The organism is Streptomyces sennicomposti, assembly GCF_019890635.1.
Taxonomy (GTDB): Bacteria; Actinomycetota; Actinomycetes; order Streptomycetales; family Streptomycetaceae; genus Streptomyces; species Streptomyces sennicomposti.
In genome coordinates this window covers 1-26,461 of sequence record NZ_JAIOAB010000061.1, presented here as the reverse complement: position 1 = coordinate 26,461, position 26,461 = coordinate 1, and the positions used below count along the sequence as shown (strand labels likewise).

At 69.9% G+C, this 26,461-nt stretch carries 22 protein-coding genes and 1 tRNA gene; 14 read left to right on the top strand and 9 right to left on the bottom strand.

Going from position 1 to position 26,461, the window contains the following annotated elements:
* Positions 1 to 14: 14 nt before the first annotated feature.
* On the bottom strand, positions 15 to 1,328 hold the full coding sequence (locus K7787_RS32320; protein WP_223003139.1) for an AAA family ATPase: 1,314 nt from the start codon (positions 1,326 to 1,328) through the stop codon (positions 15 to 17).
* A gap of 455 nt (positions 1,329 to 1,783) precedes the next feature.
* Entirely contained in the window at positions 1,784 to 2,878 is a 1,095-nt protein-coding gene (locus K7787_RS26055) for a DUF1152 domain-containing protein (protein WP_223003138.1), read from the bottom strand.
* 81 nt (positions 2,879 to 2,959) lie between these two features.
* Between K7787_RS26055 and K7787_RS26050 the strand changes: the two genes are divergently transcribed.
* Entirely contained in the window at positions 2,960 to 3,700 is a 741-nt protein-coding gene (locus K7787_RS26050) for a GntR family transcriptional regulator (RefSeq protein WP_223003137.1), read from the top strand.
* Positions 3,701 to 3,976: 276 nt separating this feature from the next.
* Positions 3,977 to 4,414: an ATP-binding protein gene (locus tag K7787_RS26045; RefSeq protein WP_223003136.1), complete on the top strand. Its 438-nt coding sequence runs from the start codon at positions 3,977 to 3,979 to the stop codon at positions 4,412 to 4,414.
* 119 nt (positions 4,415 to 4,533) lie between these two features.
* Here K7787_RS26045 and K7787_RS26040 read toward each other — a convergent pair.
* A tRNA-Gly gene (locus K7787_RS26040) sits at positions 4,534 to 4,604 on the bottom strand.
* Between the two features lie 543 nt (positions 4,605 to 5,147).
* Between K7787_RS26040 and dcd the strand changes: the two genes are divergently transcribed.
* Complete coding sequence (dcd, locus tag K7787_RS26035; RefSeq protein ID WP_019983293.1) at positions 5,148 to 5,723, top strand: dCTP deaminase; 576 nt, start codon at positions 5,148 to 5,150, stop codon at positions 5,721 to 5,723.
* A gap of 14 nt (positions 5,724 to 5,737) precedes the next feature.
* The gene (locus K7787_RS26030) at positions 5,738 to 6,235 is read left to right on the top strand and encodes a phosphoribosyltransferase (RefSeq protein WP_009189730.1); all 498 of its coding nucleotides are present in this window, start codon (positions 5,738 to 5,740) and stop codon (positions 6,233 to 6,235) included.
* 77 nt (positions 6,236 to 6,312) lie between these two features.
* Here the strand turns inward: K7787_RS26030 and K7787_RS26025 are convergent, their stop codons facing one another.
* Positions 6,313 to 7,398, bottom strand: coding sequence for a Yip1 family protein (locus K7787_RS26025; protein ID WP_078512066.1), 1,086 nt, complete (start codon positions 7,396 to 7,398; stop codon positions 6,313 to 6,315).
* 130 nt (positions 7,399 to 7,528) lie between these two features.
* On the opposite strand from K7787_RS26025, the gene K7787_RS26020 reads away from it, so the two are divergent.
* Positions 7,529 to 7,861 carry an antibiotic biosynthesis monooxygenase family protein gene (locus K7787_RS26020; RefSeq protein ID WP_009189732.1) on the top strand — a complete coding sequence of 111 codons (333 nt, stop codon included), beginning with the start codon at positions 7,529 to 7,531 and terminating at the stop codon, positions 7,859 to 7,861.
* 172 nt (positions 7,862 to 8,033) lie between these two features.
* Here K7787_RS26020 and K7787_RS26015 read toward each other — a convergent pair whose 3' ends face one another.
* Positions 8,034 to 10,307: a (Fe-S)-binding protein gene (locus K7787_RS26015; RefSeq protein ID WP_009189733.1), complete on the bottom strand. Its 2,274-nt coding sequence runs from the start codon at positions 10,305 to 10,307 to the stop codon at positions 8,034 to 8,036.
* A gap of 252 nt (positions 10,308 to 10,559) precedes the next feature.
* On the opposite strand from K7787_RS26015, the gene K7787_RS26010 reads away from it, so the two are divergent.
* From K7787_RS26010 to K7787_RS25980, 7 genes are all read left to right on the top strand, one after another.
* On the top strand, positions 10,560 to 11,978 hold the full coding sequence (locus tag K7787_RS26010) for an MraY family glycosyltransferase (RefSeq protein WP_223003135.1): 1,419 nt from the start codon (positions 10,560 to 10,562) through the stop codon (positions 11,976 to 11,978).
* A gap of 94 nt (positions 11,979 to 12,072) precedes the next feature.
* Positions 12,073 to 13,920: a molecular chaperone DnaK gene (dnaK, locus tag K7787_RS26005; protein ID WP_019983315.1), complete on the top strand. Its 1,848-nt coding sequence runs from the start codon at positions 12,073 to 12,075 to the stop codon at positions 13,918 to 13,920.
* Positions 13,917 to 14,585 carry a nucleotide exchange factor GrpE gene (gene grpE / locus K7787_RS26000; protein WP_009189736.1) on the top strand — a complete coding sequence of 223 codons (669 nt, stop codon included), beginning with the start codon at positions 13,917 to 13,919 and terminating at the stop codon, positions 14,583 to 14,585. The genes dnaK and grpE overlap by 4 nt, the downstream gene beginning before the upstream one ends.
* Positions 14,586 to 14,624: 39 nt before the next feature.
* Positions 14,625 to 15,800, top strand: coding sequence for a molecular chaperone DnaJ (dnaJ, locus tag K7787_RS25995; protein ID WP_019983316.1), 1,176 nt, complete (start codon positions 14,625 to 14,627; stop codon positions 15,798 to 15,800).
* A gap of 4 nt (positions 15,801 to 15,804) precedes the next feature.
* Complete coding sequence (locus K7787_RS25990) at positions 15,805 to 16,257, top strand: heat shock protein transcriptional repressor HspR (protein ID WP_009189739.1); 453 nt, start codon at positions 15,805 to 15,807, stop codon at positions 16,255 to 16,257.
* A 274-nt stretch (positions 16,258 to 16,531) separates the two neighbouring features.
* On the top strand, positions 16,532 to 17,632 hold the full coding sequence (locus K7787_RS25985; RefSeq protein ID WP_043261823.1) for a sugar ABC transporter substrate-binding protein: 1,101 nt from the start codon (positions 16,532 to 16,534) through the stop codon (positions 17,630 to 17,632).
* Positions 17,633 to 17,889: 257 nt separating this feature from the next.
* A complete protein-coding gene (locus tag K7787_RS25980; protein WP_009189743.1) occupies positions 17,890 to 18,933 on the top strand; it encodes a helix-turn-helix transcriptional regulator in 1,044 nt (347 codons plus the stop codon).
* On the opposite strand, the gene K7787_RS25975 is transcribed toward K7787_RS25980, so the two are convergent.
* From K7787_RS25975 to K7787_RS25965, 3 genes are read right to left on the bottom strand one after another with little or no spacing between them, the layout of a single operon-like run.
* Positions 18,896 to 19,882, bottom strand: coding sequence for a helix-turn-helix domain-containing protein (locus K7787_RS25975; RefSeq protein WP_009189744.1), 987 nt, complete (start codon positions 19,880 to 19,882; stop codon positions 18,896 to 18,898). The genes K7787_RS25980 and K7787_RS25975 overlap by 38 nt on opposite strands.
* 21 nt (positions 19,883 to 19,903) lie before the next feature.
* Entirely contained in the window at positions 19,904 to 20,893 is a 990-nt protein-coding gene (locus tag K7787_RS25970; RefSeq protein WP_223003134.1) for a helix-turn-helix domain-containing protein, read from the bottom strand.
* A 19-nt stretch (positions 20,894 to 20,912) separates the two neighbouring features.
* On the bottom strand, positions 20,913 to 21,923 hold the full coding sequence (locus tag K7787_RS25965; RefSeq protein WP_009189746.1) for a helix-turn-helix domain-containing protein: 1,011 nt from the start codon (positions 21,921 to 21,923) through the stop codon (positions 20,913 to 20,915).
* Between the two features lie 291 nt (positions 21,924 to 22,214).
* Between K7787_RS25965 and K7787_RS25960 the strand changes: the two genes are divergently transcribed.
* Positions 22,215 to 22,550: a Rieske (2Fe-2S) protein gene (locus K7787_RS25960; protein WP_009189747.1), complete on the top strand. Its 336-nt coding sequence runs from the start codon at positions 22,215 to 22,217 to the stop codon at positions 22,548 to 22,550.
* Positions 22,551 to 22,734: 184 nt separating this feature from the next.
* Here K7787_RS25960 and K7787_RS25955 read toward each other — a convergent pair whose 3' ends face one another.
* Positions 22,735 to 23,154: a pyridoxamine 5'-phosphate oxidase family protein gene (locus K7787_RS25955; protein WP_009189748.1), complete on the bottom strand. Its 420-nt coding sequence runs from the start codon at positions 23,152 to 23,154 to the stop codon at positions 22,735 to 22,737.
* 432 nt (positions 23,155 to 23,586) lie between these two features.
* Between K7787_RS25955 and clpB the strand changes: the two genes are divergently transcribed.
* Entirely contained in the window at positions 23,587 to 26,184 is a 2,598-nt protein-coding gene (gene clpB, locus K7787_RS25950; RefSeq protein ID WP_009189749.1) for an ATP-dependent chaperone ClpB, read from the top strand.
* Positions 26,185 to 26,461: the final 277 nt, after the last annotated feature.

Below are 26,461 nucleotides of genomic sequence, written 5' to 3'. Positions count from 1 at the left end.
AGTAGAGTCAGAAGTTAAAGGTTCGCCCCGAGCGCCACGGCACGGCGCCTCCATTTGTGAATAATTTGGGGCGAGTGTGTTGCCACGATGAACCGAAGCGATGCGGTATTTGCGATCCGAGCAATGTCGTTAAGGAACTCCTGCTGCCAGGCTACGTGAAGGGAGATTTCGGGCTCGTCGATCAAAACTAGGCCGCTCTCCGCCACATTGAAAAGGAGATCGTACGCCAAAACCAATTCATGCTGCTCGCCAGACGAAAGGGCTTCGGCAGAAATCTCTTGCCCCAGATCGGTAACGAAGTTGAAGCCATCTCGATTGAGATGCAACTGCTTGAATTGGAAGCGAGAATTTACGATATCTCTAAACAATTGCACGCGACGCAGAAGGTCCTCGAATGTCGCAAGCTTCCGTTCCGAGTCATCAAGGTAGGTCCATAGGACAAGCCGTTGAGAGGGGTCAAGCTTTTTATCCGGAAGTGGCAGGTCTGATGCCCCTTGGAGGAGTGAAATCTCAGCTAGCCTGCTACGTAGGCGACTCTGCTCATCGTAGCGAGTTCTGATGGCTTCTTCCGTCGCCGCAGGCGGTGGTGAACCAGCTGAAAGTAGACGGCGTGGAAATGTCCTGTCCAACTCCTGCGATGTCCGGGAGTTTTGCGCAAGAGCCTCACGCATTCTGCGAGAGAAGTCGTCTGAAAATTCTTGAACCGTGATCTTGTTTGAGGGTTCTGTTCGTGTTCGCTCGCGAGGTGGAGCTGTACGTGTAAGTAGACGTTGAGTCTCGATGAGGTGTACGTCGGAACTACGTAGAAAATTCCTGATCGCTTCGGGGCATGACGAAGAAGGCAGTAGCTCCGAAGGGATCATGTGAGCATATCTGTCCACAATGTCTTGGCGGCTGACTGATTCGCCCGTTTCTGGATCAAGCCAGCGATTACCGCCCGCATAGTGGGCTGGAGTGTACTGGTCGATCAAACGTGCCCACCGAGTTGGCGACATGGCATGTTGTTCACGCGAGTAAAGCCACTCCTCACTTTCTCCGTTCGCTTTCTCCAGAAAAACGCGAAGGGCGTACTCCTGATGCACGTCGCTCTCGGGCGTGAGAGTGCGCGGGTTCTCTACGGTGAGGCGCGTGCCATCCTCGAACTTGAAAATAGCGTTGGCGAACGGCGTTCGCGCTATTGCCCCCATGCGGGACGAGAAAGTGTTGCTAATCAACTCCAGCAAGCGGGTTTTCCCGATCCCGTTGGGGCCGTAGAGAATAACAAACTCGTCTTCGGGGGGAAAAGTGACGGTGTGATCGAATCGGCCAAGCAATTTGGTGACGGACACCTCGACCAGTTTTGGCGTCTTCACTGTTCCCCCTGACGGTCTGTGAGATGGCACACATTCTCACCTGTGCTCTCACCGTTGTCCACCTGATCGGGAAGGTGTTGCACAGCGAGGTCGGCGGAGCGGCTTTGGGCTGGAGCTGCTTTGGCGCGAGTGATCATGGCCCCGTAAGCTTCCGGCGCGTCGGGCAGTCTGTGGACCTGCCCGCTAAAGCACGACGTTGGGGCCATGATCTTCGAGGCTCGCGCCAACGTGGCTGCCTAAAGCCGTGGAGCCGACCGCCCCAGCCACGACGTACCCCTCCTCTGACGTCAGGTGGCTGATCACCAAGAGCGCGGCACGGGCGCCGGCCGGGCTGGAGCGGGGCGGAGACAGGAGCGCAGGCCCGGCCGGGGGCCGGGCCTGCGCGCGGTGAGCGGAGCGAGCCGCCTTGAACCCGTAAAGAAGGTTGTAACTCAGTCGTCGGCAGGGATGCGCCACAAGGGCGCCGCGTACTGCTCTGGGCGGCTGCTGATCAGGAGTTGACGCAGTTCACCGCGGTGAGAGCCGCTGAGGTTCAGGGCTTCGGTGATGTGGCGGAAGGTCGTGTGGGTGACTCCGCGGGCTCGCGCCTCACGCTGGAACTGGTCGAGCCGGGACAGTACGTCGTCAGGGTCGAGCTTCGTCGGTGGCTGCTCGGTCAGCCATGCCGCCTTGTTGCGCTCGTAGTCGATTTCTGAGAAGCCGAAGATCTCGCGGCTGTACGCCTCGGCCTCGTCCAGGGTGGCCGTCGTCATGATGGCGCGGGCCAGGGTGTTGCGGCTGATGGCGTCGTCCAAGTCGACTTCGTGAACCGTAGGCCCCTCGTCGGTGAGGGGTACGGCGAAGCCGGCGTCCCGGATTTCGCAGATGCCGCGGGCCCCTCGGGCCGTCGCCGCGAGCATCGCTGTTGCCTCTGAGGGGTGCCACTCCAGAACACTGCCGACCGACTCCACGTCCCGGCCTGTGAAGCTGTGGACGAGAGGGCCGAGGAGGGGGCGCAAGTCGTGGGGTGAGACTTCACCGTCCAGTCCCGGGCCTGCGACCAGCAAGCGGATCGCGGCGTTGACCTGGCAGCTCGCGGCGAGGGTGAGGGCGTCGGCGAGCGGGCTCTTGAGAGTGGGCTCGTCGCCCTGGGCGAGGATGTCGCCACCCACGTCCAGCAGATCGACCGACACGGGGGCCAGATGGTCGATGAGCTCTTCGAGCTGGCGTGTGACGCCCTCGGCGCCGTGGTGCGGGTCGAGCAGGGCGACGGTGTGTGGGAGCTCTGCCGCGAGGCGGGGGAGTGTGGAGCCTGCCGGTGCGATCGGCTCGGCCGTGGCCGGCACCGACCAGACGGAGCGAGTGACCGGCTCTAGCCCCGAGAAGTTGTCCGCTCCTCGTGGGCCCGGGATCGGGTCGATCAGGAGACGGTCCCAGGCGTAGGTGAGGATCACCGCCTGGTCGTCGTCGCCGTACAGGGCGGCATGAAGCATTGCGGCGGCGACTGCGTCGCCACCTCCTCCTGCTGCGACGATCAACCGCGTCATGTGCTCAACATTACGGGCTGAGGGCCTAGCCACTCACCCTATAGTGGCCAGAGGCCATAGCCACTTGGACGAGGAGGGCCCATGCCGCAGATCGAGGAGGCTCAACCGAAGTATCTCCAGATCGCCCACTACATTCGCGATCAGATCCTTCGAGGCGACCTACGGGCAGGGGACGAAGTTCCCTCGGAACGGCAGCTGGCTGCAGACTGGAAGGTGTCCCGGCCCACGGCGGCCCGGTCGCTGGAGGCGTTGAGCCATCAGGGGCTCGTCGAGAAGCGCCAGGGCTCGGGTACCTACGTGCGCAGTCTCGAAGTGAACCGGCGAGCACGGGAGTTGTACGGCCGCGCTCGCCAGACCGGGAAGATCTACACCCCCGGCGAGTACGCGGTCATCACGTCTGCCGGCTGGCTGGACGCGCCCGATCACGTCGCCGAGGCCCTGGGGCTGACGAGGGACCGTCGGGCGGTGCACCGCCGACGAGTGACCAACAATCAGGACGGTCCGATCACCCTGTCCACTTCCTGGTTCGCGCCTGACGTCGGTCAGCGTGCGCCCAGGCTCATGGAGCCTGAGCGCATCCAGGAGGGGACCCTGATGTACGTCGAGACGATGACAGGGCGCAAGGGCAGTTACGCCGAGGACCGTATGTGCGCCCGAGGCGCCACCGAGGAGGAGGCCTCGGACCTGCAACTGGGCGCTGGATCGGCCGTGTTGGTCGTCCATCACGTGGTCTATGACCTCCAGGACCGGCCGCTGGAGTTCGCCGAGGCCACCTATCCGCCGCGTCGCTGGGCGTTCGAGCAGGGTTACCCCCTCACCTGATTGCAGGTCACTTCGCGCGAACGGCTTGCGCGGCCAAAGTGGCTAATGCCACCATCCAGTAAGTGGCTAAGGCCACTCTGGAGAAGGGGGCACGGCGTGACGGGTCAGCGGCCGGATCAGGGCACGCGCTTAGCTTGCCGGGGATGCCGGGGGCGCGGCTGGAAACGCGTTGGTTCGCGCACGGCGGTGGCTCTGGCCACGGCCGATGACCGGACTCGTGCCACATCGAAACGGCGCTGCCTCGACTGCGACGGCAGCGGCAAGGAGTGAGCACGGATGACGTACATGATCGACCTCTACCCCTGCGAAGACTCGCCGAGGCTCGGGGCGATGACCTTGCAGCCGACGCCGGAGTCCGTACCCAGGGCCCGGCGCTGGTTCCGCAAGTTCATCGCCCCGTACAACCCGCTCTGCTCGGTCGACGACTGCACGCTGATGATCTCGGAGCTGGTGACCAACGCGATCTGCTACGGACGGTCGGACGAGGAGGGGCTCGTACGGGTGGAGTGGTTCCGGGAGGGGACCTCGCTGCGGGTGGAGGTGCACAACCCCGGATTTCCGGCGAATGTGCGTCTCCGCCGGCCGGACGCGGACGACGCGCACGGGCGCGGACTGCTCCTGGTCGACTCTATCGCCGAGTCCTGGGACTCCGGGCCGAGCCGCTTCGGAGGAACAGCCGTCTCCTTCGTGATGGCCCATGCCTGGCGGGAGTGAGGGCGGCGCACACCATCGAATAGCCAATGGCGTCCGATGTGACACCTCGTTCCTCAGTCAGTCCGGGTCAGTCCGGGAAACGAACAAGGCCCAGGTCAATGACCTGGGCCTCAAAAAAGAGCGGGTGACGAGAATCGAACTCGCGCTCTCAGCTTGGGAAGCTGATGTTCTACCATTAAACTACACCCGCGTCATCCGCCGACCGAGTCGATCTGCGGCGCTCGCTCACTGTACCTCATCCCTGGCCCCCGGTGTCCGAGCCGTGGGGCCAAGGGGCGTTTCGGGGCGCGCCCGGAGGGCATCCGCGGTGCGGGCGGGATGAGTTGGGGCGTAACGTGGGCCGTCGGCGGGGCGTTGCCCAGGGGGCGGAGTGCCGCCTGGAGGACCGTCTCTTTGATCCCGTACTGTGTGCTTTTGCCGCCCGGCGGCAGAGGCCGGGCGGGGTTCTGGGGAAGGGACTTGAGGGCTTGATGGAGCGCACCGTCGTCCGTTGTGCCGAAGGGCACGTGTTCAGCACCGCTTCGTTCCCGATGCAGCAGGCCGAGCGGCTCGGACCCGGCCGGCTCGTGAGGTGTCCTCGGTGTGCCCGGCTCCGCAGCGCGGTGCCGGTGACCCTCGAGAGGCGCTAGGGAGCAGCGGCAGCGGAAGATCACCCGCAGCGGCAGCGGCAGATCGCGGCGCGTGGAGTCGTCCTGATTGTGGGGGCTCCGCGCGCCTTGCGTATCCTCGGGGCGTGCTTCTCTCAGACAAGGACATCCGGGCCGAGATCGAATCCGGGCGGGTACGGATCGATCCCTTCGACGAATCCATGGTGCAGCCGTCCAGCATCGACGTGCGCCTCGACCGCTACTTCCGGGTGTTCGAGAACCACCGCTACCCGCACATCGACCCCTCGGTCGAGCAGGCGGACCTCACCCGGCTCGTGGAGCCGGACGGCGACGAACCGTTCATCCTGCATCCCGGCGAGTTCGTCCTCGCCAGCACCTACGAGGTCATCACCCTCCCCGACGACCTCGCCTCCCGGCTGGAGGGCAAGAGCTCGCTCGGGCGGCTCGGGCTCGTCACGCACTCCACCGCCGGCTTCATCGACCCCGGTTTCTCCGGGCACGTCACCCTGGAGCTGTCGAACCTCGCCACGCTGCCGATCAAGCTCTGGCCGGGCATGAAGATCGGCCAGCTGTGCATGTTCCGGCTCAGCTCGCCCGCCGAGGCGCCGTACGGCAGCGAGCGCTACGGCTCCCGTTACCAGGGGCAGCGCGGGCCCACCGCCTCGCGGTCCTATCTCAACTTCCACCGGACCCAGGTCTGAGGGGCACCACCGACATGAGCGACGTACGAGAGAACCTCACCTACGAGCGGTTCGGCGCCGCGGTGCGCGAACTCGCGCAGACCATCGCCGACGACGGCTACGAGCCCGACATCGTCCTCAGCATCGCGCGCGGCGGCGTCTTCGTCGCCGGCGGCCTCGCCTACGCCCTGGACTGCAAGAACATCCACCTGGTGAACGTGGAGTTCTACACCGGCGTCGGCACGACGCTGGAGATGCCCGTCATGCTCGCGCCCGTCCCGAACGTGATCGACTTCTCCGACAAGAAGGTCCTGATCACCGACGACGTCGCCGACACCGGCAAGACCCTCAAGCTGGTCCGCGACTTCTGCCTCGACACCGTCGCCGAGGTGCGCAGCGCCGTCGTCTACGAGAAGTCCCACTCGCTGGTGAAGTGCGAGTACGTCTGGAAGCGCACCGACGACTGGATCAACTTCCCGTGGTCCGTCGAGCCGCCCGTGGTCAAGCGGTCGGGGCAGGTTCTCGACGCCTGAGCGGCGGAGGCCTGACGTGCGGGAGGGGGCCGGCTGTAGCCGGCCCCCTTCCGCACGTCCATGGAACCTCGGAATCTCTAGAACGTTCCCAGCTTCACGATCGACAGCAGCGCGATCAGCTGGATCGCCGACGCCCCCAGCGCCTTCGGCCACGGCAGGTCGTGCGACTTGCTCACCATCAGCGTCAGCAGGACGCCGCCCGCCACCCACGTGGCCCAGCCGAGCACCTGGACGAAGCCCGCGTCGCCGCCCGCGAACATCGCCACGATCAGGCGCGGCGCGTCCGTGAGGGACATGATCAGCATGGACAGGCCGACCGTGGGCTGCCAGGCGCCGTCGCCGCCCAGCTGGCGGGCCAGGGTGTGGGTGACCACGCCCAGGACGAAGGCGCTGATCATCATGGCCACGGCCGTGATCAGCACGATCGGGATGGCGTTGGACAGGGTGGCGTTGATCGCGTCCTTGCGGGCGCCGTCGAAGCCGAAGACCGCCAGCAGGCCGTAGACGAACGTCACGATGAGGGCCGGGCCCCACATCGTGTAGTCGCGCATCTGCAGGAACGTCTGCTGCGGGGACAGGACGATGCCGCGCAGCAGGTCCTTCCAGTGCAGCCGGGGGCCGATCGGGCCGGCCGGGGCCGAGCCCGCCTGGTAGGTCTCGCCCTGCGAATACGGGTCCTCGCCGATCGCGAACGCCTGGGTGTGCCCCGGGTTGTCGGCCGCGTACGGGTCGGCGCCGCCGTGCGGCTGCGCGCCGCCGTCGCCGAAGTACTCCGGCTCGCCGTGACCGCCGTAGCCGCCCTGGCCGCCGTATCCGCCGCCGTGCCCGCCGGGACCGGCCGGTCCGCCGTTCACCGGGGGCCAGCCGCCCGCGCCGCCGCCCTGGCCCGCGCCCGGTCCGCCGCCCGCGTAGTGCGGCCGGCCGTGCTGCGGTTGCTGCTGCGGGTACGGCTGCGACGACGCCGGCGGATAGCCGTACGGCGGGGAGCCCGGGGGGCTCTGCTGCCCGTACGGGGGTTGTTGGGGGCGCGCTTGCGGGGCACGGTCGTCCCGTCCGCCGCGTCCGTTCCTGAATCCAGCCACGCCCTCGAACGTACCCGGTCGCGCGGAGTGACGTGCCTGGGCCGGGGGTTCGCGCCCGGCTTTGCGGCCGAGCTGTGACATCCCCTAAGGGGCCTCCCGTACGACCTCCCGCACGTCCCCCCATGTTTCCCGTACGCCGCCCCCCACGGCTCCCCTACGCCACTCCCGTACCTGCCGGACAGCGCGGCGGACAGCGGGCAGGATGGGGAGCATGAGCGTAGTCAAGATCAATGTGCTGACCGTGCCGGCCGAGCAGCGGGAGACGCTGGAGAAGCGCTTCGCCTCCCGTGCGCACGCCGTGGAGAACTCCGACGGGTTCGAGTGGTTCGAGCTGCTGCGTCCCGTCGAGGGCACCGACACCTACCTCGTCTACACCCGCTGGCGGGACGAGGAGTCCTTCCAGGCCTGGATGGAGGGGCCGATGAAGGCCGCGCACCACGGCGGCGGCGGAGAGGGCGGCGGCCAGCCGCAGCGGCCCGCGGCCACCGGCTCCACCCTCTGGTCCTTCGAGGTGGTCCAGCAGGCGGCCCCCAAGGGCGCCTGACCCCGGCTGCCGGGTTCGCCCGGCTGCCGGGTTCGCCTCCGACGCGTCCGCTACCGGCGGGCGCACGAAGACATCCCCGGCCCGCACGAAGACGCCCCCGGTCCGCACCAAGACGCCCCCGGCCCGTAGGAAGTCCTACGGGCCGGGGGCGTCGTTCACGCGCGGGGAGCCGTTACTTCACCGGCTCCGGCTCCGGGGCGGACTCGCTGTCCGCCTCGCCCGCCGGGGGCTCGTCCACCGGGGTCTTGACGGAGTCCAGCAGCAGCTGGGCGACGTCCACGACCTGGATGGACTCCTTGGCCTTGCCGTCGTTCTTCTTGCCGTTGACGGAGTCGGTGAGCATGACCAGGCAGAACGGGCAGGCGGTGGAGACGATGTCCGGGTTCAACGACAGGGCTTCGTCGACGCGCTCGTTGTTGATGCGCTTGCCGATCCGCTCCTCCATCCACATCCGGGCGCCGCCGGCGCCGCAGCAGAAGCCGCGTTCCTTGTGGCGGTGCATCTCCTCGTTCCTGAGGCCCGGGACCTTGCCGATGATCTCCCGCGGCGGGGTGTAGATCTTGTTGTGGCGGCCCAGGTAGCAGGGGTCGTGGTAGGTGATGATGCCCTCGACCGGGGTGACCGGGACGAGCTTGCCCTCGTCCACCAGGTGCTGGAGCAGCTGGGTGTGGTGGATGACCTCGTAGTCGCCGCCGAGCTGCGGGTACTCGTTGCCGATGGTGTTGAGGCAGTGCGGGCAGGTCGCGACGATCTTCTTGGCCGACTTGGGCTTCCTGGTCGCCGGGTCCTCGTCGTCCTCGCCGAACGCCATGTTCAGCGCGGCCACGTTCTCCATGCCGAGTTCCTGGAACAGGGGCTCGTTGCCCAGGCGGCGGGCGGAGTCGCCGGTGCACTTCTCGTCGCCGCCCATGATCGCGAACTTGACGCCCGCGATGTGCAGCAGCTCGGCGAAGGCCTTCGTGGTCTTCTTCGCCCGGTCCTCCAGCGCGCCGGCGCAGCCGACCCAGTACAGGTACTCGACCTCGGAGAGGTCCTCGATGTCCTTGCCGACGACCGGGACCTCGAAGTCGACCTCCTTGGTCCACTCCAGGCGCTGCTTCTTGGCCAGGCCCCAGGGGTTGCCCTTCTTCTCCAGGTTCTTGAGCATCGTGCCCGCCTCGGACGGGAACGCCGACTCGATCATCACCTGGTAGCGGCGCATGTCCACGATGTGGTCCACGTGCTCGATGTCCACCGGGCACTGCTCCACACACGCGCCGCACGTCGTGCACGACCACAGCACGTCGGGGTCGATGACGCCGTTCTCCTCGGCGGTGCCGATCAGCGGGCGCTCGGCCTCGGCGAGGGCGGCGGCGGGCACGCCGGCCAGCTGCTCCTCGGACGCCTTCTCCTCGCCCTCCATGGTCTTGCCGCCGCCGGCCAGCAGGTAGGGGGCCTTGGCGTGCGCGTGGTCGCGCAGGGACATGATCAGGAGCTTGGGGGAGAGCGGCTTGCCGGTGTTCCACGCGGGGCACTGCGACTGGCAGCGGCCGCACTCGGTGCAGGTGGAGAAGTCCAGCAGGCCCTTCCAGGAGAACTGCTCGACCTGGGAGACGCCGAACACGTCGTCCTCGCCCGGGTCGGTGAAGTCGATCGCCTTGCCGCCCGAGGTCATCGGCTGCAGCGCGCCGAGCGCCGTGCCGCCGTCCGCCTCGCGTTTGAACCAGATGTTCGGGAAGGCCAGGAAGCGGTGCCAGGCCACACCCATGTCGGTCTTCAGGGCGACCGTGATCATCCAGATGAACGAGGTCGCGATCTTCAGGCCGGCGAAGAAGTAGGTGAGGTTCTGCAGCGTGGAGACGTCCATGCCCCGCAGCCAGGAGACCACCGGGTAGGAGAGGAAGAACGACGCCTCGTACTCGTCCACGTGGTGCTGGGCGCCCTCCAGGGCGTGCAGCATGAAGATGCAGACGCCGACGACGAGGATGACCGTCTCGACGAAGTAGGCCTGGCCGAAGTTCGAGCCGGCGAAGCGGGACTTGCGGCCCGGGACGCGCGGGTGGCTCAGCTGGCGGATCGCGATGAGGACCAGGATGCCGATGATCGTCATCGTGCCGATGAACTCGACGTAGACGTTGTACGGCGCCCACTCGCCGATGATCGGCAGGATCCAGTCGGCCTTGAACAGCTGTCCGATGGCGTTGACGATCGTCAGTAGCAGGGTGAAGAAGCCCACCGCCACGAACCAGTGCGCCACGCCCACGACGCCCCAGCGGTTCATCCGGGTGTGGCCGAGGAACTCCTTGACCACGGTGACGGTGCGCTGCACGGGTTCGTCGGTCCGGGTGCCGGCGGGCACGGACTGGCCGAGCCGCAGATACCGGTAGATCTGCCAGACGGCGCGGCCGAACAGTGCCACGCCGACCACGATCAGGACCAGCGACACGATGATCGCGGCGAGTTGCATTGGGGCTCCTGTGAGGCGGCCTCGAAATTACTAAGCGGTAACTTATGCAGTCCGTTTGAGACTACCCCCATCCTCCGTCGCAATGTAGCCGGGCGCGGGGTGATCTGAGTCGCTGAGGGTCACCTGACGTGCCGTCCTCCCGCCGGACCCGCGTCGCGCGCGGGCGCGCGAAGGCGTACGAATCCGCATCGAACTCTGTTCCGATCGTGTTATTCACACCCAATCGCCCGATATACCCCTAATTTAAGAACCGTGCTCTACGGGATCGCCACCGCCACCACCGCCCTGCTCCTGGCCGCCGTGCTCTCGGCCCTGTTCCGGGCGCCCGCGCTGCGCCTCGGGCTGGTCGACCGGCGGCGGGTGCGGCCGGTGCCGCTGCTCGGCGGCGTGGCCGTGGTGGCCAGCACCTGCCTGGTCGCGGCCGCGGGCGGCTGGACCGGCGCGGCGCCGCTCGGCGACGGGGTGGGCCGGCTGCTCGCCGCCGGGGCCGGGGTCGCCGTCCTCGGGCTGGTCGCCGACGTGTGGCGGCTCAGCAACCGGATCCTGCTGGTGGGCACGGCGGTCGCGGCGGCCTTCGTGGTGCCGTACGACGAGACCGGGCTGCCCGCGGGGCTCGCCGCGGTGGCCTGGATCGCCTGTGTCGCCGCCGCCTTCCGCGGGCTCGATCACGCCGACGGGCTCGCCGGCACCGTCGGCGTGCTGACCGCGTTCGGCGCGGGCGCCTGCGCGGCGGCGGAGATGATGGACGACCTCGCGGTGCTGCTCAGCATCCTGGCCGCCGCCCTCACCGGCTTCCTGATGCACAACTGGCATCCCGCGCGGATCGCCTTCGGCGCCTGCGGCTCCCTGTTCACCGGCTTCGTGCTCGCCGCCTCGGCCGTCCTCGTCCGCACGGGGTACGACGCCGGCCCCACCGCCGCCGTGCTCTTCGGCCTCACCGCGCTGGCGAGCGCCGACGCGGTGCTCGTGGTCCTGTCCCGGCGGCTGGCCGGGCGGCCGCTCAGGCGGCGCGGCCCCGACCACCTCGCGCACCGGCTGCGCCGCCTCGGCCTGACCCCGCCGGGCGCGACCGTGCTGCTCGGCGTCGCCGCCTTCGCGACGGTGCTGGTCGGGGTGCTGGTGCACACGGGGTGGCTCGCGCCGACGGGCGCGCTGTGGGCGGCGGGCGCGGTGCTGGCCGCCGTCCTCGCCCTGCTGCGGGTGCGGGTCTACGGCCCGCGCCGCCCCGGCGGCCCGCCGGGCACGGCCACCCACCGCCACACCACCTTCGGCCGCCACACCACCCTCGGCCGCCCCACCGGAAGCCACCGCGACCCGCGCGCCGCGCGCGACACCGGCGCCCGCCGCGGCCGTGACACCGGCGCCCACCGCACCACCGGGACCGGTTTCCCCGCCCCCTCGGCCGCCCCCACCCCCACGAGCAACAGATCGTCCGCCAGAATGTCCCCTTTCGAGGCTTACGGCGGTCGTGGCCGGGCAGGAGACGAGACGCCGGCCAAGGGCCGGAGGGCGCCCGGGGGAACGGGCGCCCTGGGCGCTCCCCGCGGCCCCGGCGCGGACGCGCGCGGGATGCGCGTCCCGCCCGCCTCCCGGGGCCAGGCGCCGGCCCCGCCGCCCCAGCAGTCCGCGTCCTCGCAGCTCAGGGAGTCGTTGCGTGTAAGGGATGGATAAGAGTTGAGCCTCCTCCACTCAGGTCTCTTGACCCGTTCCCGGGCGTGGGGCACACTTGAGTCAGTTCCACTCAAGTCAGCTGGAGGAATTCACCATGGCACGTGCGGTCGGCATCGACCTGGGCACGACTAACTCCGTCGTCAGCGTTCTGGAGGGCGGCGAGCCCACCGTCATCACCAACGCCGAGGGCGCCAGGACCACGCCGTCCGTCGTCGCCTTCGCCAAGAACGGCGAGGTGCTGGTCGGCGAGGTGGCCAAGCGCCAGGCGGTCACCAACGTCGACAGGACCATCCGGTCGGTCAAGCGCCACATGGGCACCGACTGGAAGATCAACCTCGACGGCAAGGACTTCAACCCCCAGCAGATCAGCGCCTTCGTGCTGCAGAAGCTGAAGCGGGACGCCGAGGCCTACCTGGGCGAGAAGGTGACCGACGCGGTCATCACCGTCCCGGCGTACTTCAACGACGCCGAGCGCCAGGCCACCAAGGAGGCCGGCGAGATCGCCGGTCTGAACGTACTGCGCATCGTCAACGAGCCGACCGCCGCCGCCCTGGCGTACGGCCTCGACAAGGACGACCAGACGATCCTCGTCTTCGACCTCGGCGGCGGCACCTTCGACGTGTCCCTGCTGGAGATCGGCGACGGCGTCGTCGAGGTGAAGGCCACCAACGGCGACAACCACCTCGGCGGCGACGACTGGGACCAGCGCGTCGTCGACTACCTGGTCAAGCAGTTCCAGTCCGGCCACGGCGTGGACCTGTCCAAGGACAAGATGGCCCTCCAGCGCCTGCGCGAGGCGGCGGAGAAGGCCAAGATCGAGCTGTCCTCGTCCACCGAGACCTCGATCAACCTGCCCTACATCACGGCGTCCGCCGAGGGCCCGCTGCACCTGGACGAGAAGCTCACCCGCGCCCAGTTCCAGCAGCTGACCGCGGACCTCCTGGAGCGCTGCAAGACGCCGTTCCACAACGTCATCAAGGACGCCGGCATCTCGATCAACGAGATCGACCACGTCGTCCTCGTCGGCGGCTCGACCCGTATGCCCGCCGTCGCCGAGCTGGTCAAGGAGCTGACCGGCGGCAAGGAGGCCAACAAGGGCGTCAACCCGGACGAGGTCGTCGCCATCGGCGCCTCGCTCCAGGCCGGTGTCCTCAAGGGCGAGGTCAAGGACGTCCTGCTGCTCGACGTCACCCCGCTGTCCCTCGGCATCGAGACCAAGGGCGGCATCATGACCAAGCTGATCGAGCGCAACACCACGATCCCGACCAAGCGCTCGGAGATCTTCACCACGGCCGAGGACAACCAGCCGTCGGTGCAGATCCAGGTCTACCAGGGTGAGCGCGAGATCGCCGCGTACAACAAGAAGCTCGGCATGTTCGAGCTGACCGGTCTGCCGCCGGCGCCGCGCGGCGTCCCGCAGATCGAGGTCTCCTTCGACATCGACGCCAACGGCATCATGCACGTGACCGCGAAGGACCTGGGCACGGGCAAGGAGCAGAAGATGACCGTCACCGGCGGCTCCTCGCTGCCGAAGGACGAGGTCGACCGCATGCGCCAGGAGGCCGAGCAGTACGCGGAGGAGGACCACCGCCGCCGCGAGGCCGCCGAGACCCGCAACCAGGGCGAGCAGCTCGTCTACCAGACCGAGAAGTTCCTCAAGGACAACGAGGACAAGGTCCCGGGCGAGGTGAAGACCGAGGTCGAGGAGGCCGTCGCCGAGCTGAAGGAGAAGCTCAAGGGCGAGGACAGCGCCGAGATCCGCACCGCCACGGAGAAGGTCGCCGCCGTCTCCCAGAAGCTCGGCCAGGCCATGTACGCCGACGCCCAGGGCGCGCAGGCCGCCGGCGGCGCCGGTGACGCGGGCGCCGGCCAGGCGAAGGCCGACGACGACGTGGTGGACGCCGAGATCGTCGACGACGAGCGCAAGGACGGTGCCGCGTGACGGAGGAGACCCCGGGTTTTGACGAGAAGCCCGACGTCCCCTCCGGCGCCACCCCTGACGACGCCGAGCCGAAGGCCGCCTCCTCCGAGGAGGCGGCGGCCCCGGCCGGGGACGCGAGCGAGAAGGCCGGTCTGACGGCGCAGCTGGACCAGGTGCGCACCGCGCTGAGCGAGCGCACCGCGGACCTCCAGCGGCTCCAGGCCGAGTACCAGAACTACCGGCGCCGGGTCGAGCGGGACCGGATCGCGGTCAAGGAGATCGCCATCGCGAACCTCCTGACCGAGCTCCTGCCCGTGCTCGACGACATCGGGCGCGCCCGGGAACACGGCGAACTGGTGGGCGGTTTCAAGTCCGTCGCCGAGTCGCTGGAGACCGTGGCCGCCAAGATGGGGCTGCAGCAGTTCGGCAAGGAGGGCGAGCCCTTCGACCCGACGATCCACGAGGCGCTGATGCACAGCTACGCGCCGGACGTCACCGAGACGACGTGCGTGGCCATCCTGCAGCCCGGGTATCGGATCGGCGAGCGCACCATCCGCCCCGCGCGGGTGGCCGTGGCCGAGCCGCAGCCCGGCGCGCAGACCGTCAAGTCCGCGGACGAGGCCGGCTCGGAGAAGGCCGCCGAGCAGGCCGACGACAAGGACAGCGGTGGCCCGGAGGAGGGCTGACGCGATAGCAGGCGACGCACGAGAGGAGGGACGTCGGGGATGAGCACCAAGGACTTCATCGAGAAGGACTACTACAAGGTCCTCGGCGTCCCCAAGGACGCGACCGAGGCCGAGATCAAGAAGGCGTACCGGAAGCTCGCCCGCGAGTTCCACCCGGACGCCAACAAGGGCAACGCCAAGGCGGAAGAACGTTTCAAGGAGATCTCCGAGGCGAACGACGTCCTCGGCGACCCCAAGAAGCGCAAGGAGTACGACGAGGCGCGCGCCCTGTTCGGCAGCGGCGGCTTCCGCCCGGGACCGGGCGGCGGCTCGTTCAACTTCGACCTGGGCGACCTCTTCGGGGGCGCCCAGGGCGGGGGCGGCCAGGGCGGCGGCTTCGGCGGCGGGCTCGGCGACGTCTTCGGGGGCCTGTTCAACCGGGGCGGCGCCGGCGCGGGCACGCGGACGCAGCCGCGGCGCGGCCAGGACATCGAGTCCGAGGTCACGCTGAGCTTCACCGAGGCCATCGAAGGGGCCACGGTCCCGCTGCGGATGTCCAGCCAGCAGCCCTGCAAGGCCTGTTCGGGCACCGGCGACAAGAACGGCACGCCGCGCGTGTGCCCGACCTGCGTCGGCACCGGGCAGGTGGCGCGCGGCTCGGGCGGCGGGTTCTCGTTGACCGACCCGTGCCCGGACTGCAAGGGCCGCGGGCTGATCGCGGAGCACCCGTGCGAGGTCTGCAAGGGCTCCGGGCGCGCCAAGTCGTCCCGGACGATGCAGGTCCGCATCCCGGCCGGGGTGTCCGACGGGCAGCGCATCCGGCTGCGCGGCAAGGGCGCGCCGGGCGAGCGCGGCGGCCCGGCGGGCGATCTGTACGTGGTGGTGCACGTCGGTGAGCACCCGGTCTTCGGCCGCAAGGGCGACAACCTCACGGTCACCGTGCCGGTCACGTTCGACGAGGCCGCGCTCGGCGGCGAGGTGCGGGTGCCCACGCTCGGCGGGCCGCCGGTGACGCTGAAGCTGCCCGCCGGCACGCCGAACGGCCGGACGATGCGGGCGCGCGGCAAGGGCGCGGTCCGCAAGGACGGCTCCCGGGGCGATCTGCTGGTCACCGTCGAGGTGAGTGTCCCGAAGGACGTGTCGGGGAAGGCTCGTGACGCGCTGGAGGCGTATCGCGAGGCGACCGCGGGCGAGGACCCGCGGGCGGAGCTGTTCGAGGCCGCGAAGGGAGCATGAGGAGATGGACGGCCGCCGTCGTAACCCGTACGAACTGACGGAAGACACACCGGTGTACGTCATCTCCGTGGCGGCGCAGCTGTCCGGACTGCACCCGCAGACCCTCCGTCAGTACGACCGGCTGGGCCTGGTGTCCCCCGACCGCACCGCCGGACGGGGCCGCCGCTACTCGGCCCGTGACATCGAACTGCTCCGCCAGGTGCAGCAGTTGTCGCAGGACGAGGGCATCAACCTGGCCGGCATCAAACGGATCATCGAACTGGAGAACCAGGTCGCCGCGCTCCAGTCCCGCGTCGCGGAGCTGCAGTCGGCCCTGGAGGGCGCCGCGGCCACGATGCGTCAGCGCGAGGCCGCCGTCCACGCCTCCTACCGCCGGGACCTGGTCCCCTACCAGGAGGTCCAGCAGACCAGCGCGCTGGTGGTGTGGCGGCCCAAGCGGCAGCAGCAGTCGGACTGATTCCCGCCATGTCCAAGGGCCGGGAGGCGTACGCCTCCCGGCCCTTCGGCGTGCCGCCCGGGCGCGGCACGGGAGTTGATGGAGGGCCCGTAAAGGGTGTTTGGAGAGGGATTGCGCAAGGCTTCGCGAGTTTTTCACAGGCAAGCGGAACGGGCGTTGTCATCTCGTTAAGCGGGACGGCTTGACGCCGGTACCGCCTGCCGCGTTGGCTTTTCAGTCACCTGGGTCGCAATGCTGCGTCCTCGTCCGGAAGGCACCAGAAGTGAGCACCTCGATGCGTCGTATCGCCATAGCCGTGGCCGCGTCCACGCTGTCCCTCTCGCTGGCCGCCTGCGGGGCGCTCGGCGGGTCGGGCAGCAGCAGCCAGGCGAGCCCGTCCAAGGGCAACGACGTCAAGGTGGGCCTGCTGCTGCCGGAGACGGCGAACACGCGGTACGACAAGTTCGACGCGCCGATCATCAAGAGCAAGGTCGCCGAGCTGACCAACAAGCAGGGCGTGGTCGAGTACGCCAACGCCGGGGCGAGCGCGACCAAGCAGGCCGAGCAGATGCAGAAGATGATCGACGACCGGATGGACGTCATCCTGCTGGACGCCGTGGACTCGCACGCCATCGCCGACCAGGTGAAGAAGGCCAGGGACGCGGGCATCCCCGTCATCGCCTACGACCGGCTCGCCGAGGGCCCGATCGACGCGTACATCTCCTTCGACAACGAGCTGGTCGGCGAGGTGCAGGGCCGCTCGCTGCTGGACGCGGTGGGCTCCACGGGCGCCGCCAAGATCGTCATGATGAACGGCTCGCCCACCGACCCGAACGCCAAGCAGTTCAAGGAGGGCGCGCTCGCCCAGCTGACCGGCAAGGTGACGGTCGCCAAGTCCTACGACACCAAGGACTGGAAGCCGGAGAACGCCCAGGCCAACATGGCCGAGGCGATCAAGGCGATCGGCCTCGGCAACATCGCCGGCGTCTATTCGGCCAACGACGGCATGGCGGGCGGCATCATCAAGGCCCTGCACGCCGCGGGCGTCACCAAGCTGCCGCCGATCACCGGCCAGGACGCCGAACTCGACGCCGTGCAGCGCATCCTCGCCGACGAGCAGTACATGAGCGTGTACAAGTCCTACCCGACGGAGGCGGAGAACGCCGCCGAGATGGCCGTCGCCAAGGTGCAGGGCAAGGACATCCAGTTCGACTCCCTGACCCGGGACAAGGTCACCAGCCCGACCACCAAGAACATCCCGGCCCAGCTGGTGCCGGTGGTCGCCCTGACCAAGTCGAACATCAAGGACACCGTGATCGCCGACGGCATCTACAAGACCTCCGAGATCTGCACGGCGGCGTACCGCTCCGCGTGCGCGGCGGCGGGCCTCAAGTAGCCCGGCCCGGACCCCTCCGGTCCGCGGTCCTTCCGCCCGGCCCGGACCCCGCCGGTCCGCGGTCCTTCCGCCCGGGCCGGCGCCCGCCCGTGTTTTCCTGGTCAGGTTGTTGCAAGGCGTCGTACGGAGGCCCGTACATACCGGCTGACACCGGGGCATACGAGCGTCCGGGCCGCGCGGAGCCGTGTTGCACAGCCGGTCCGGGCCGCGCATAGTTGCGCTGCGGAAGACGCGGAGACCGGGGGGTGTGACGGGCCATGGCCGGGCACGGGACCCAGGAGCACCCGCACGGTGCCGACCGACTGTGCGACACCGGGGAGCGGGTGTACTCGCGCGCCGTGCGCCGCGGCCGGGTGCCGCGCCGGGACGCCGAGCCGGTGCCGTGCCTGCTGGAACTGGCGCTGCTGCACCCGGACCCCGACGACATGGACTTCCTGGTGCCCACCGCGCCGCAGGAGGTCATGACCCGTCTGCTGCGCGGGATGTACGACGAGGTGAGCGCGAGCCACCGCCGGGTCGGCTCGGCGGTGGCCGCCTACGAGCGCTACGCCGGCCTCGGCCGCCAGGTGCGGGCGCCCGCCGCCACCGGCGAGGGCAGCGCGATACGCGTCCTGGACGGCCTCTCCCGCATCCAGGCGGCCATGGACGAGGCGACCGAGGCGTGCCGCACCGAGGTGCTGACCGTGCAGCCCGGCGGCATCCGGCGCGAGCACGAGCTGTCGGAGGGCCTGCCCCGGGCGCTGGCGCTGCGCGGCCGGGGCGTGCGCATGCGCGACCTGTACACGCACGTGGCCCGGCACGGGCAGGGCCTGCTCAACTATCTGGAGCTGATGGGCGACGCGGTCGAGGCGCGCACGCTGGACGAGGTGATCGACCGGCTGATCCTGTTCGACCGCACGGTCGCCTTCGTCCCCGCCAACGCCGACCGCACCATGGCGCTGGAGCTGCGCCACCCGGCGCTGGTGGAGTACCTGGTGACGGTCTTCGAACGCCTCTGGCGCCTGGCCATCCCGCTCACCGCGCCGCTGCCCGACACCGGCATCGAGGGCATCTCGCACCGGGAGCGGTCCATCGCGGCGCTGCTGGCCGAGGGCCACCAGGACGCGGTGATCGCCGAACGGCTCGGGATCAGCGTGCGCACCTGCCGGGCGCACATCGCCCGGCTGTCGGAGACGCTCGGCGCGGCCAGCCGTACGCAGCTGGGCGTGCGGATCGCGCAGGCGGGCCTGGACGGCCCGCCGGGCGCCGACGGCGCGTCCGCGGTCAGCGCTCCCGGTCGAGGATCCCGGACCGCCCGATGAGGTAGCCGAGTTGGGCGCGGCTGGTGCTGCCGAGGGTGGCGGCGAGTTTGGCGATGTGCTCGCGGGCGGTGCGGATGTTCATGCCGAGGCGGTCGGCGATGACGGCGTCGGTGTGCCCTTCGACCAGGAGGGCGGCTATGGCGTGCTGGCGGGGGGTGATGCCGGGCGGTGAGGGCTGCTGGGCGGTGTGCGGGTACATGGGGGTGGCCAGCCGCCAGAGCCGGTCGAAGGCGGTGGCGAGGAAGGAGACCAGCGCGGGGTGGCGGACTTCGAGGGCGAGGCTGCTGTCCTCGTTGGCGGGCAGGTACGCGACGGCGCGGTCGACGACGATGAGCCGGTCGGTCACCTCGTCCAGGGACCGCGCCTCGACGTCGCCGCGCAGTTCCTCGTACCGGGCGAGCACCAGGAGGGCGTGGCGCTGGGTGTGCTGGTAGAGGGTGCGGATGCGGCCGCCGCGGTCGAGCAGGGCCTGGTCGCGTTCCATGGCCACGGCCGAGGCCGTACGGTCGCGCTGGTTGCCGTAGCGGACGTTGGGCTGGACGCACAGGAGTTCGCTGGATGCGCCGGCCATGGCTTCGGTGATGGCCAGGTTGATCCGCGGGACGCCGCCGAGCAGCCGCAGACCGGAGCCGTCCGCCGCCGGCCGGACGCCCGCCGCCCGGATCAGCGCCCCGAAGGTCTCGGTCAGCCGCTCCTCGCGCCGCCGCTCCCGGGCGATGCGCTCGCCGGAGGCGCGCAGCAGCCGGTGCAGGGCGGCCGCGGGATGCGCCGGCTCGCACCGCTCCGGGTCGTGGACGGCGGGGTGCAGGAGGCCGTGGTCGAGCAGACAGGGGACCTCGGCGGCCTCCCGGGCACTCACGTGCCCCTCGCGCAGGGCGCGTTCGTACAGGGCCGCTCCCGCGGCGCAGAGGTCTTCCGGGCCGTGCTCGGTATGCGGTGCCGGGCTCACCGGGGTTCCTTCCGTCGGGCGTCAGCGGTGCTTCAGGATGCCGGATCGTGCGATGAGGTAGCCGAGTTGGGCGCGGCTGGTGCTGCCGAGGGTGGCGGCGAGTCTGGCGATGTGCTCGCGTGCGGTGCGGATGTTCATGCCGAGGCGGTCGGCGATGACGGCGTCGGTGTGGCCCTCGACGAGGAGGGCGGCGATGGCGTGCTGGCGGTGGGTGATGCCGTCGGGGGCGGGGCGGCGGGGCGGCTTCGGGTGCATCGGGACGGCGAGCGGCCAGAGGCGTTCGAAGACGGTGACCAGGTAGGAGACGAGGGCGGGCTGGCGGACTTCGAGGGCGAGGGTGCTGTCCTCGTCGGCGGGCAGGTACGCGACGGCGCGGTCGATGACGATGAGGCGGTCGGTCACCTCGTCGAGGGTGCGGGCCTCCACGTCGCCCCGGAGCTGTTCGTACCGGGCCTGGGCGAGGGGGAGATGGCGGTGCGTGTGCTGGTAGAGGGTGCGGATCCGGCCACCGCGGTCGAGCAGGTCCTGGTCCCGGACCAGGGAGCGCGCCTCCCCCGCCTCGGACCGCCGGATGCCCGCGCGCCGGACCGGGGGCTGGATGCAGAGCATCTCCCCGGAGGCGGCGGCCATCGAGCCCGTGATGGCCTGGTTGATGGCCTCGGTGCCGGCCACGAGCCGTACGGACGACGGGCCGGTCTCCCGGGCGCTTCGGGCGTGGAGCCGCAGCAGCGGGGCGAAGCGCCGGGTCAGGAGTTCCTCGCCGCGCCGCTCCCGCGCGACGCGCTCCGCGGAGGCGCGCAGCAGCCGGTGCAGGACGGCGGCCGGGGCGGCCGGCGTCAGCAGGTCCGGCTCGCCGTCCGCGGGGCGCAGCAGGCCGCAGGCGGCCAGGCAGGGGGCTTCGGCGGCCTCGTCGGCGTGCAGGCCGCCCTGCCGCAGGGCGCGCTCGTACAGCGCCGTCCCGGCCGGACACAGGTCCTGCGCGTCGTGCTCCGGGTGCGGTGGCGGGCTCACGCGGCTGGTCCCACGGATCTCAATGCGTCTGCTCCAGGATCCCCGACTGCGCGATGAGATAGCCGAGCTGCGCCCGGCTGCCGCTGCCCAGGGCCGAGGCCAGCTTGGCGATGTGCGCCCGGCAGGTGCGGACGTTCATGCCCAGGCGGCGGGCGATGGCCTCGTCGACGTGGCCCTCCACCAGGAGCTTGGCGATGGAGTGCTGGATCTCCGTGATGCCGTCGGCGGCGGTCTCGTAGGGCGCCCCGGCGCTCAGCGGCACCGCGCGGCTCCACATGAACTCGAAGACCTTGATCAGATAGCGGACCAGTCCCGGGTGGCGCAGTTCCAGCGCGACCTGCTGGTCGTCGCGGGTGGGAATGAAGGCGACCGTCTCGTCGCAGATGATGAGCCGTTCCACCAGCTCGTCGATGGACCGGTACTCGACCTTGCCGTCGGACAGCTGCGCGGCGTAGGCCAGCTTCTCCTGGCTGTAGCGGGCGGTGTGCTGGTACAGCGTCCGGATCCGCACCCCGCGTTCGATCAGCGGCCTGTCGCGCTCCAGCCCCAGCAGGAGACTGCGTTCGGACATGCGGTCGCTCGGCTGGACGGTGAGCACCTCGGTCCGGCACTGGGCCGTGGCCAGGTTGAGCGCGGCGTTGATCCGCTCGCCGCCCTCCAGGACCGTGATGGAGTCGCTGCCGGCGGCCGATTCGCCGCTGAAGGCCAGGAACTGCTCGAAGGTGTCGGCGATGTCCATGGCGAGCCGCCGGCGCTGGGCGATCTCGCGCTCGATGGGGTTGAGCCGCCGGGCCAGGGCGACCGCCGGCGGCAGCGGGCGCAGCCAGCCGGGGTCGTCCGGATCGGGGTGGAGCAGGGCGGATTCCAGCAGGCACGGGGCCGGCTCGGCGTCGGCGCGGCTGATGCGTCCCGCCCGCAGAGCGGCCGCGTACAGGCGGCTGCCCTCTTCACACACCTCGTTCAACGAATGGGGGTGTGTCCCATTTGTTTGATTCGTGGCCAAATCTCCACCCCCCAGGCTCCTGAACATGCAGGAACATGATGCACCGTTTGGGTGGCCATGACGTGCCTGAATGAGCCATCGTCGTACCTGACGGGGGAAAAGGGGATCTTCAAGTGAGGACGAAGCCGATTATGCGTAACAGACTGCTTCGCTCGGTGCTTGTCGCCGCCTTCTCCGCCGTTGCAGCCCTTGGTGCGCTGAGTGGCCTCTCCGGTGCGAAAGGCGATGTTCGGGCGAACACCAGCTGGCCGGCGGTGGCGGCGAGTTCCGGGCTCGCCGATGGCGCCGATGTCGCGACGGGCGTAACCGGGAGCTGACGTGACCACACCACCCGACGACCGATCCTTCCGCCGCGAGATGGCCACCGCCTACCGCTCCGGATGGCACTTCATCGACCTGGTCACCGCCATCCCCCACAGCGGTGACTCGTTGATGGTGACCGTCTTCGGTGAGCCGGTCGTCGTCACCCGGGACGAGGACGGAGACGTGCGGGCCTTCCGGTGCCTGCGCCGGCCCCGCGGGGCGCCGAAGCCCGTGCGGTGTGCCATCCGGTACGGAATGATCTTTGTGAACCTGGACCAGCGGGACCACCGGCAGGTGGCGCCGGAACCCGCCGACATCAGGACCATCTCAGCCACCCCCCGCAGTGCCTGACGCGATTCCCCCGTCGTAACAGATCGCTCAGGTGCTTCCCCCCGCAGCGGCGTCACCGTGACCTGAACACGGTGACGCCGCTGCAGTTTGTGCCCTTCGCGCGGATATGTGCCATCCCGGGCTGTGGCCGGAAACAGCTCTTTCAGGCCGTTCTTCTCAGCCGCGCCCCAGCGCCCGGGTCTTCTCAGCCGCGTCCCAGCGCCCGGGTCAGTTCGATCTCGATGACCACACGGGCCGGGTTCGGCCTCGGGGGCCTTTGGTAGCGCTCGGTGTAACGGCGCTCCGCCTCCGCCACGCGCTCCGGCTCGTCCCGGACGTACGCGCGTCCCTCCAGCGTCGCCCACCGCCGGCCGTCCACCTGGCACACGGCCACCGGCGCCCCCTCCTCGCCCGCCGCCCGCACATGGCGCACCTTCGCACTCGTCCCGCTGGAAATCACCCTGGCCAGCCGCGCCGCGGGGTCGTAGGTGACCCCGACCGGGACGACGTGCGGGGTGCCGTCGGGGCGGAGCGTGGTCAGCGTGCAGATGTGCCGCTCCCGCCAGAAGCTGAGGTACGGCGCGTCGGGGTCGCCCGGGTCCTGGGCGTACGGGGTGGTGGCCATGGACGGAACTTAGCCAACCGGAGGCGCGGAGGCTTGACCGGGCCGGAGGGCGGAGCTTGCCCGGGCCGGAGCGTGGAGCTTGCCCGGGCCGGGATGCGGAACCCGGCTTGCCCGGGGCGCGGAATCCGGCCGACCCCGGGGCGCGGAATCCGGTCGGTCTGGAGCGTGGAATCCGGCCGACCCGGGGCGTGGACCGCGCCCGGCCCGAAACGCGGAACCCGGCCGACCCGAAACGCGGACCCCGGCGGCCCGGAGCGTGGAATCCGGCCGATCCGGGCGCGCCCGCGGGAAAACAGGCCTCCCGGAACCACCTTGAGTGGAATAGACTCAACTTTGTGCACGTTGACCGAGTCAGCACGGGAAGACGTGGCAGAGGGAAGACGTGACGCGGGATCTGGCAGACCGCCGACGCCGAGGAGGAGAGAAGCGACCGTGGACGCCGAGCTGACCAACAGGAGCCGGGACGCCATTCAGGCCGCCGGCAACCGGGCCGTGACCGGGGGGCACCCCGACCTGACCCCGGCCCACCTGCTCCTCGCGCTGCTGGAGGGGCAGGACAACGAGAACATCATCGACCTGCTGTCCGCCGTCGACGCCGACCAGGCGTCGGTCCGCGCGGGCGCCGAGCGCGTCCTCGCGTCCCTGCCGAGCGTGACCGGTTCCACCGTGGCGCCGCCGCAGCCCAACCGCGAGCTGCTGGCGGTGATCGCGGACGCGCAGAGCCGCGCGAAGGACCTGGGCGACGAGTACCTGTCCACCGAGCACCTGCTCCTCGGCATCGCCGCGAAGGGCGGCGCGGCCGGCGAGGTGCTTCAGCGGCAGGGCGCCAGTGCGAAGAAGCTGCAAGAGGCGTTCCAGAAGGCGAGGGGAGGGCGCCGGGTGACCACACCCGACCCCGAGGGCCAGTACAAGGCCCTGGAGAAGTTCGGCACCGACTTCACCGCGGCGGCGCGCGAGGGGAAGCTGGACCCGGTCATCGGCCGGGACCAGGAGATCCGCCGTGTCGTCCAGGTGCTGTCGCGGCGCACCAAGAACAACCCGGTCCTCATCGGTGAGCCCGGCGTCGGCAAGACCGCCGTCGTGGAGGGGCTCGCCCAGCGGATCGTCAAGGGCGACGTGCCCGAGTCCCTGAAGGACAAGCGGCTGGTCGCCCTCGACCTCGGCGCGATGGTCGCGGGTGCGAAGTACCGCGGCGAGTTCGAGGAGCGGCTGAAGACCGTCCTGGCGGAGATCAAGGAGTCCGACGGGCAGATCATCACCTTCATCGACGAGCTGCACACGGTCGTCGGCGCGGGCGCCGGCGGCGACTCCGCGATGGACGCGGGCAACATGCTCAAGCCGATGCTGGCCCGCGGCGAGCTGCGCATGGTCGGCGCGACCACGCTGGACGAGTACCGCGAGCGGATCGAGAAGGACCCGGCCCTGGAGCGCCGCTTCCAGCAGGTGCTGGTCGCCGAGCCCAGCGTGGAGGACTCCATCGCGATCCTGCGCGGGCTCAAGGGCCGCTACGAGGCCCACCACAAGGTGCAGATCAACGACTCCGCGCTGGTGGCCGCCGCGACCCTGTCCGACCGCTACATCACCTCCCGTTTCCTGCCCGACAAGGCGATCGACCTCGTCGACGAGGCCGCCTCCCGGCTCCGGATGGAGATCGACTCCTCGCCCGTCGAGATCGACGAACTCCAGCGCGCGGTGGACCGGCTGCGGATGGAGGAGCTGGCGCTCGACAAGGAGACCGACGCCGCCTCCCGCGAACGGCTGGAGAAGCTGCGCCGCGACCTCGCCGACAAGGAGGAGGAGCTGCGCGGCCTGACCGCCCGCTGGGAGAAGGAGAAGCAGTCCCTCAACCGGGTCGGCGAGCTGAAGGAGAAGCTGGACGACCTGCGCGGCCAGGCCGAACGCGCCCAGCGCGACGGCGACTTCGACACCGCCTCCAAGCTGCTGTACGGCGAGATCCCGGACCTGGAGAAGGAACTGGAGGCCGCCTCGCGCGCCGAGGAGGAGGCCGCCAAGGACACCATGGTCAAGGAGGAGGTCGGCCCCGACGACATCGCCGACGTCGTCGCCTCCTGGACCGGCATCCCGGCCGGCCGCCTGCTGGAGGGCGAGACGCAGAAGCTGCTGCGCATGGAGGACGAGATCGGCAAGCGGCTGATCGGCCAGGGCGAGGCCGTGCGCGCGGTCTCCGACGCGGTGCGCCGCTCCCGCGCCGGCATCGCCGACCCTGACCGGCCCACCGGCTCCTTCCTCTTCCTCGGCCCGACGGGCGTGGGCAAGACGGAGCTGGCCAAGGCGCTCGCGGACTTCCTGTTCGACGACGAGCGGGCGATGGTCCGCATCGACATGTCGGAGTACAGCGAGAAGCACAGCGTGGCCCGGCTGGTCGGCGCCCCGCCCGGCTACGTCGGCTACGAGGAGGGCGGCCAGCTCACCGAGGCGGTGCGGCGGCGGCCGTACAGCGTGGTGCTGCTGGACGAGGTGGAGAAGGCGCACCCGGAGGTCTTCGACATCCTGCTCCAGGTGCTGGACGACGGCCGGCTCACCGACGGCCAGGGCCGCACGGTCGACTTCCGCAACACCATCCTCATCCTCACCTCCAACCTCGGCAGCCAGTTCCTGATCGACCCGATCACCAGCGAGGAGGAGAAGAAGGAACAGGTCCTGGAGGTCGTCCGGGCCTCCTTCAAGCCGGAGTTCCTCAACCGGCTGGACGACCTGGTGGTCTTCTCGGCCCTCACCAAGGAGGAACTGAGCCGGATCGCGAAGCTCGCCATCGACCGCCTCGCCAAGCGGCTGGCGGAACGGCGCCTGACGCTGGAGGTCACTCCGGAGGCGCTGGCCTGGCTCGCCGACGAGGGCATGGACCCGGCCTACGGCGCCCGTCCGCTGCGCCGCCTGGTCCAGACGGCCATCGGCGACCGCCTCGCCAAGGAGATCCTGGCCGGCGAGATCAAGGACGGCGACACGGTCCGGGTGGACCGCTTCGGCGAGGGCCTGCTGGTGGGGCCGGCGACGGGCAAGACGCTGTAGCCGACGCGGGCGGTGGGTGTCCGTACGGACCCACCGCCGTCCGGCCCACCGCCGCACGCCACCACTCGTACGGCGGTGGTCCGTACGGCGGCGCTCCGTACGGCAGTCGCCCGTACGGCGGTGGCCGTACGGCGCGGGCCGTACGGCAGCCGCCCGCCCGTACGGCAGCCGCCCGCCCGTACGGGCCGGGCACCTGCACGGCAGTCGCCCGTACGGCGGGCGCCCCCCCCGCGGGCGCCCCCCCCGCGGGACGGGGCGGGGGGGGCCGGCCCCCGGC

Bases quoted from the DNA above. Each gene is read 5' to 3' on its own strand.
- dnaK (WP_019983315.1), top strand. From the start codon at position 12,073: ATGGCACGTGCGGTCGGCATCGACCTGGGCACGACTAACTCCGTCGTC.
- K7787_RS26045 (WP_223003136.1), top strand. From the start codon at position 3,977: ATGACGTACATGATCGACCTCTACCCCTGCGAAGACTCGCCGAGGCTC.
- K7787_RS26050 (WP_223003137.1), top strand. From the start codon at position 2,960: ATGCCGCAGATCGAGGAGGCTCAACCGAAGTATCTCCAGATCGCCCAC.
- K7787_RS25980 (WP_009189743.1), top strand. From the start codon at position 17,890: ATGGCCGGGCACGGGACCCAGGAGCACCCGCACGGTGCCGACCGACTG.
- K7787_RS25955 (WP_009189748.1), bottom strand. From the start codon at position 23,154: ATGGCCACCACCCCGTACGCCCAGGACCCGGGCGACCCCGACGCGCCG.
- K7787_RS25990 (WP_009189739.1), top strand. From the start codon at position 15,805: ATGGACGGCCGCCGTCGTAACCCGTACGAACTGACGGAAGACACACCG.
- dnaJ (WP_019983316.1), top strand. From the start codon at position 14,625: ATGAGCACCAAGGACTTCATCGAGAAGGACTACTACAAGGTCCTCGGC.
- K7787_RS26025 (WP_078512066.1), bottom strand. From the start codon at position 7,398: ATGTCACAGCTCGGCCGCAAAGCCGGGCGCGAACCCCCGGCCCAGGCA.
- K7787_RS26020 (WP_009189732.1), top strand. From the start codon at position 7,529: ATGAGCGTAGTCAAGATCAATGTGCTGACCGTGCCGGCCGAGCAGCGG.
- K7787_RS26055 (WP_223003138.1), bottom strand. From the start codon at position 2,878: ATGACGCGGTTGATCGTCGCAGCAGGAGGAGGTGGCGACGCAGTCGCC.
- K7787_RS25965 (WP_009189746.1), bottom strand. From the start codon at position 21,923: ATGTTCAGGAGCCTGGGGGGTGGAGATTTGGCCACGAATCAAACAAAT.
- K7787_RS26030 (WP_009189730.1), top strand. From the start codon at position 5,738: ATGAGCGACGTACGAGAGAACCTCACCTACGAGCGGTTCGGCGCCGCG.
- K7787_RS25985 (WP_043261823.1), top strand. From the start codon at position 16,532: ATGCGTCGTATCGCCATAGCCGTGGCCGCGTCCACGCTGTCCCTCTCG.
- K7787_RS26015 (WP_009189733.1), bottom strand. From the start codon at position 10,307: ATGCAACTCGCCGCGATCATCGTGTCGCTGGTCCTGATCGTGGTCGGC.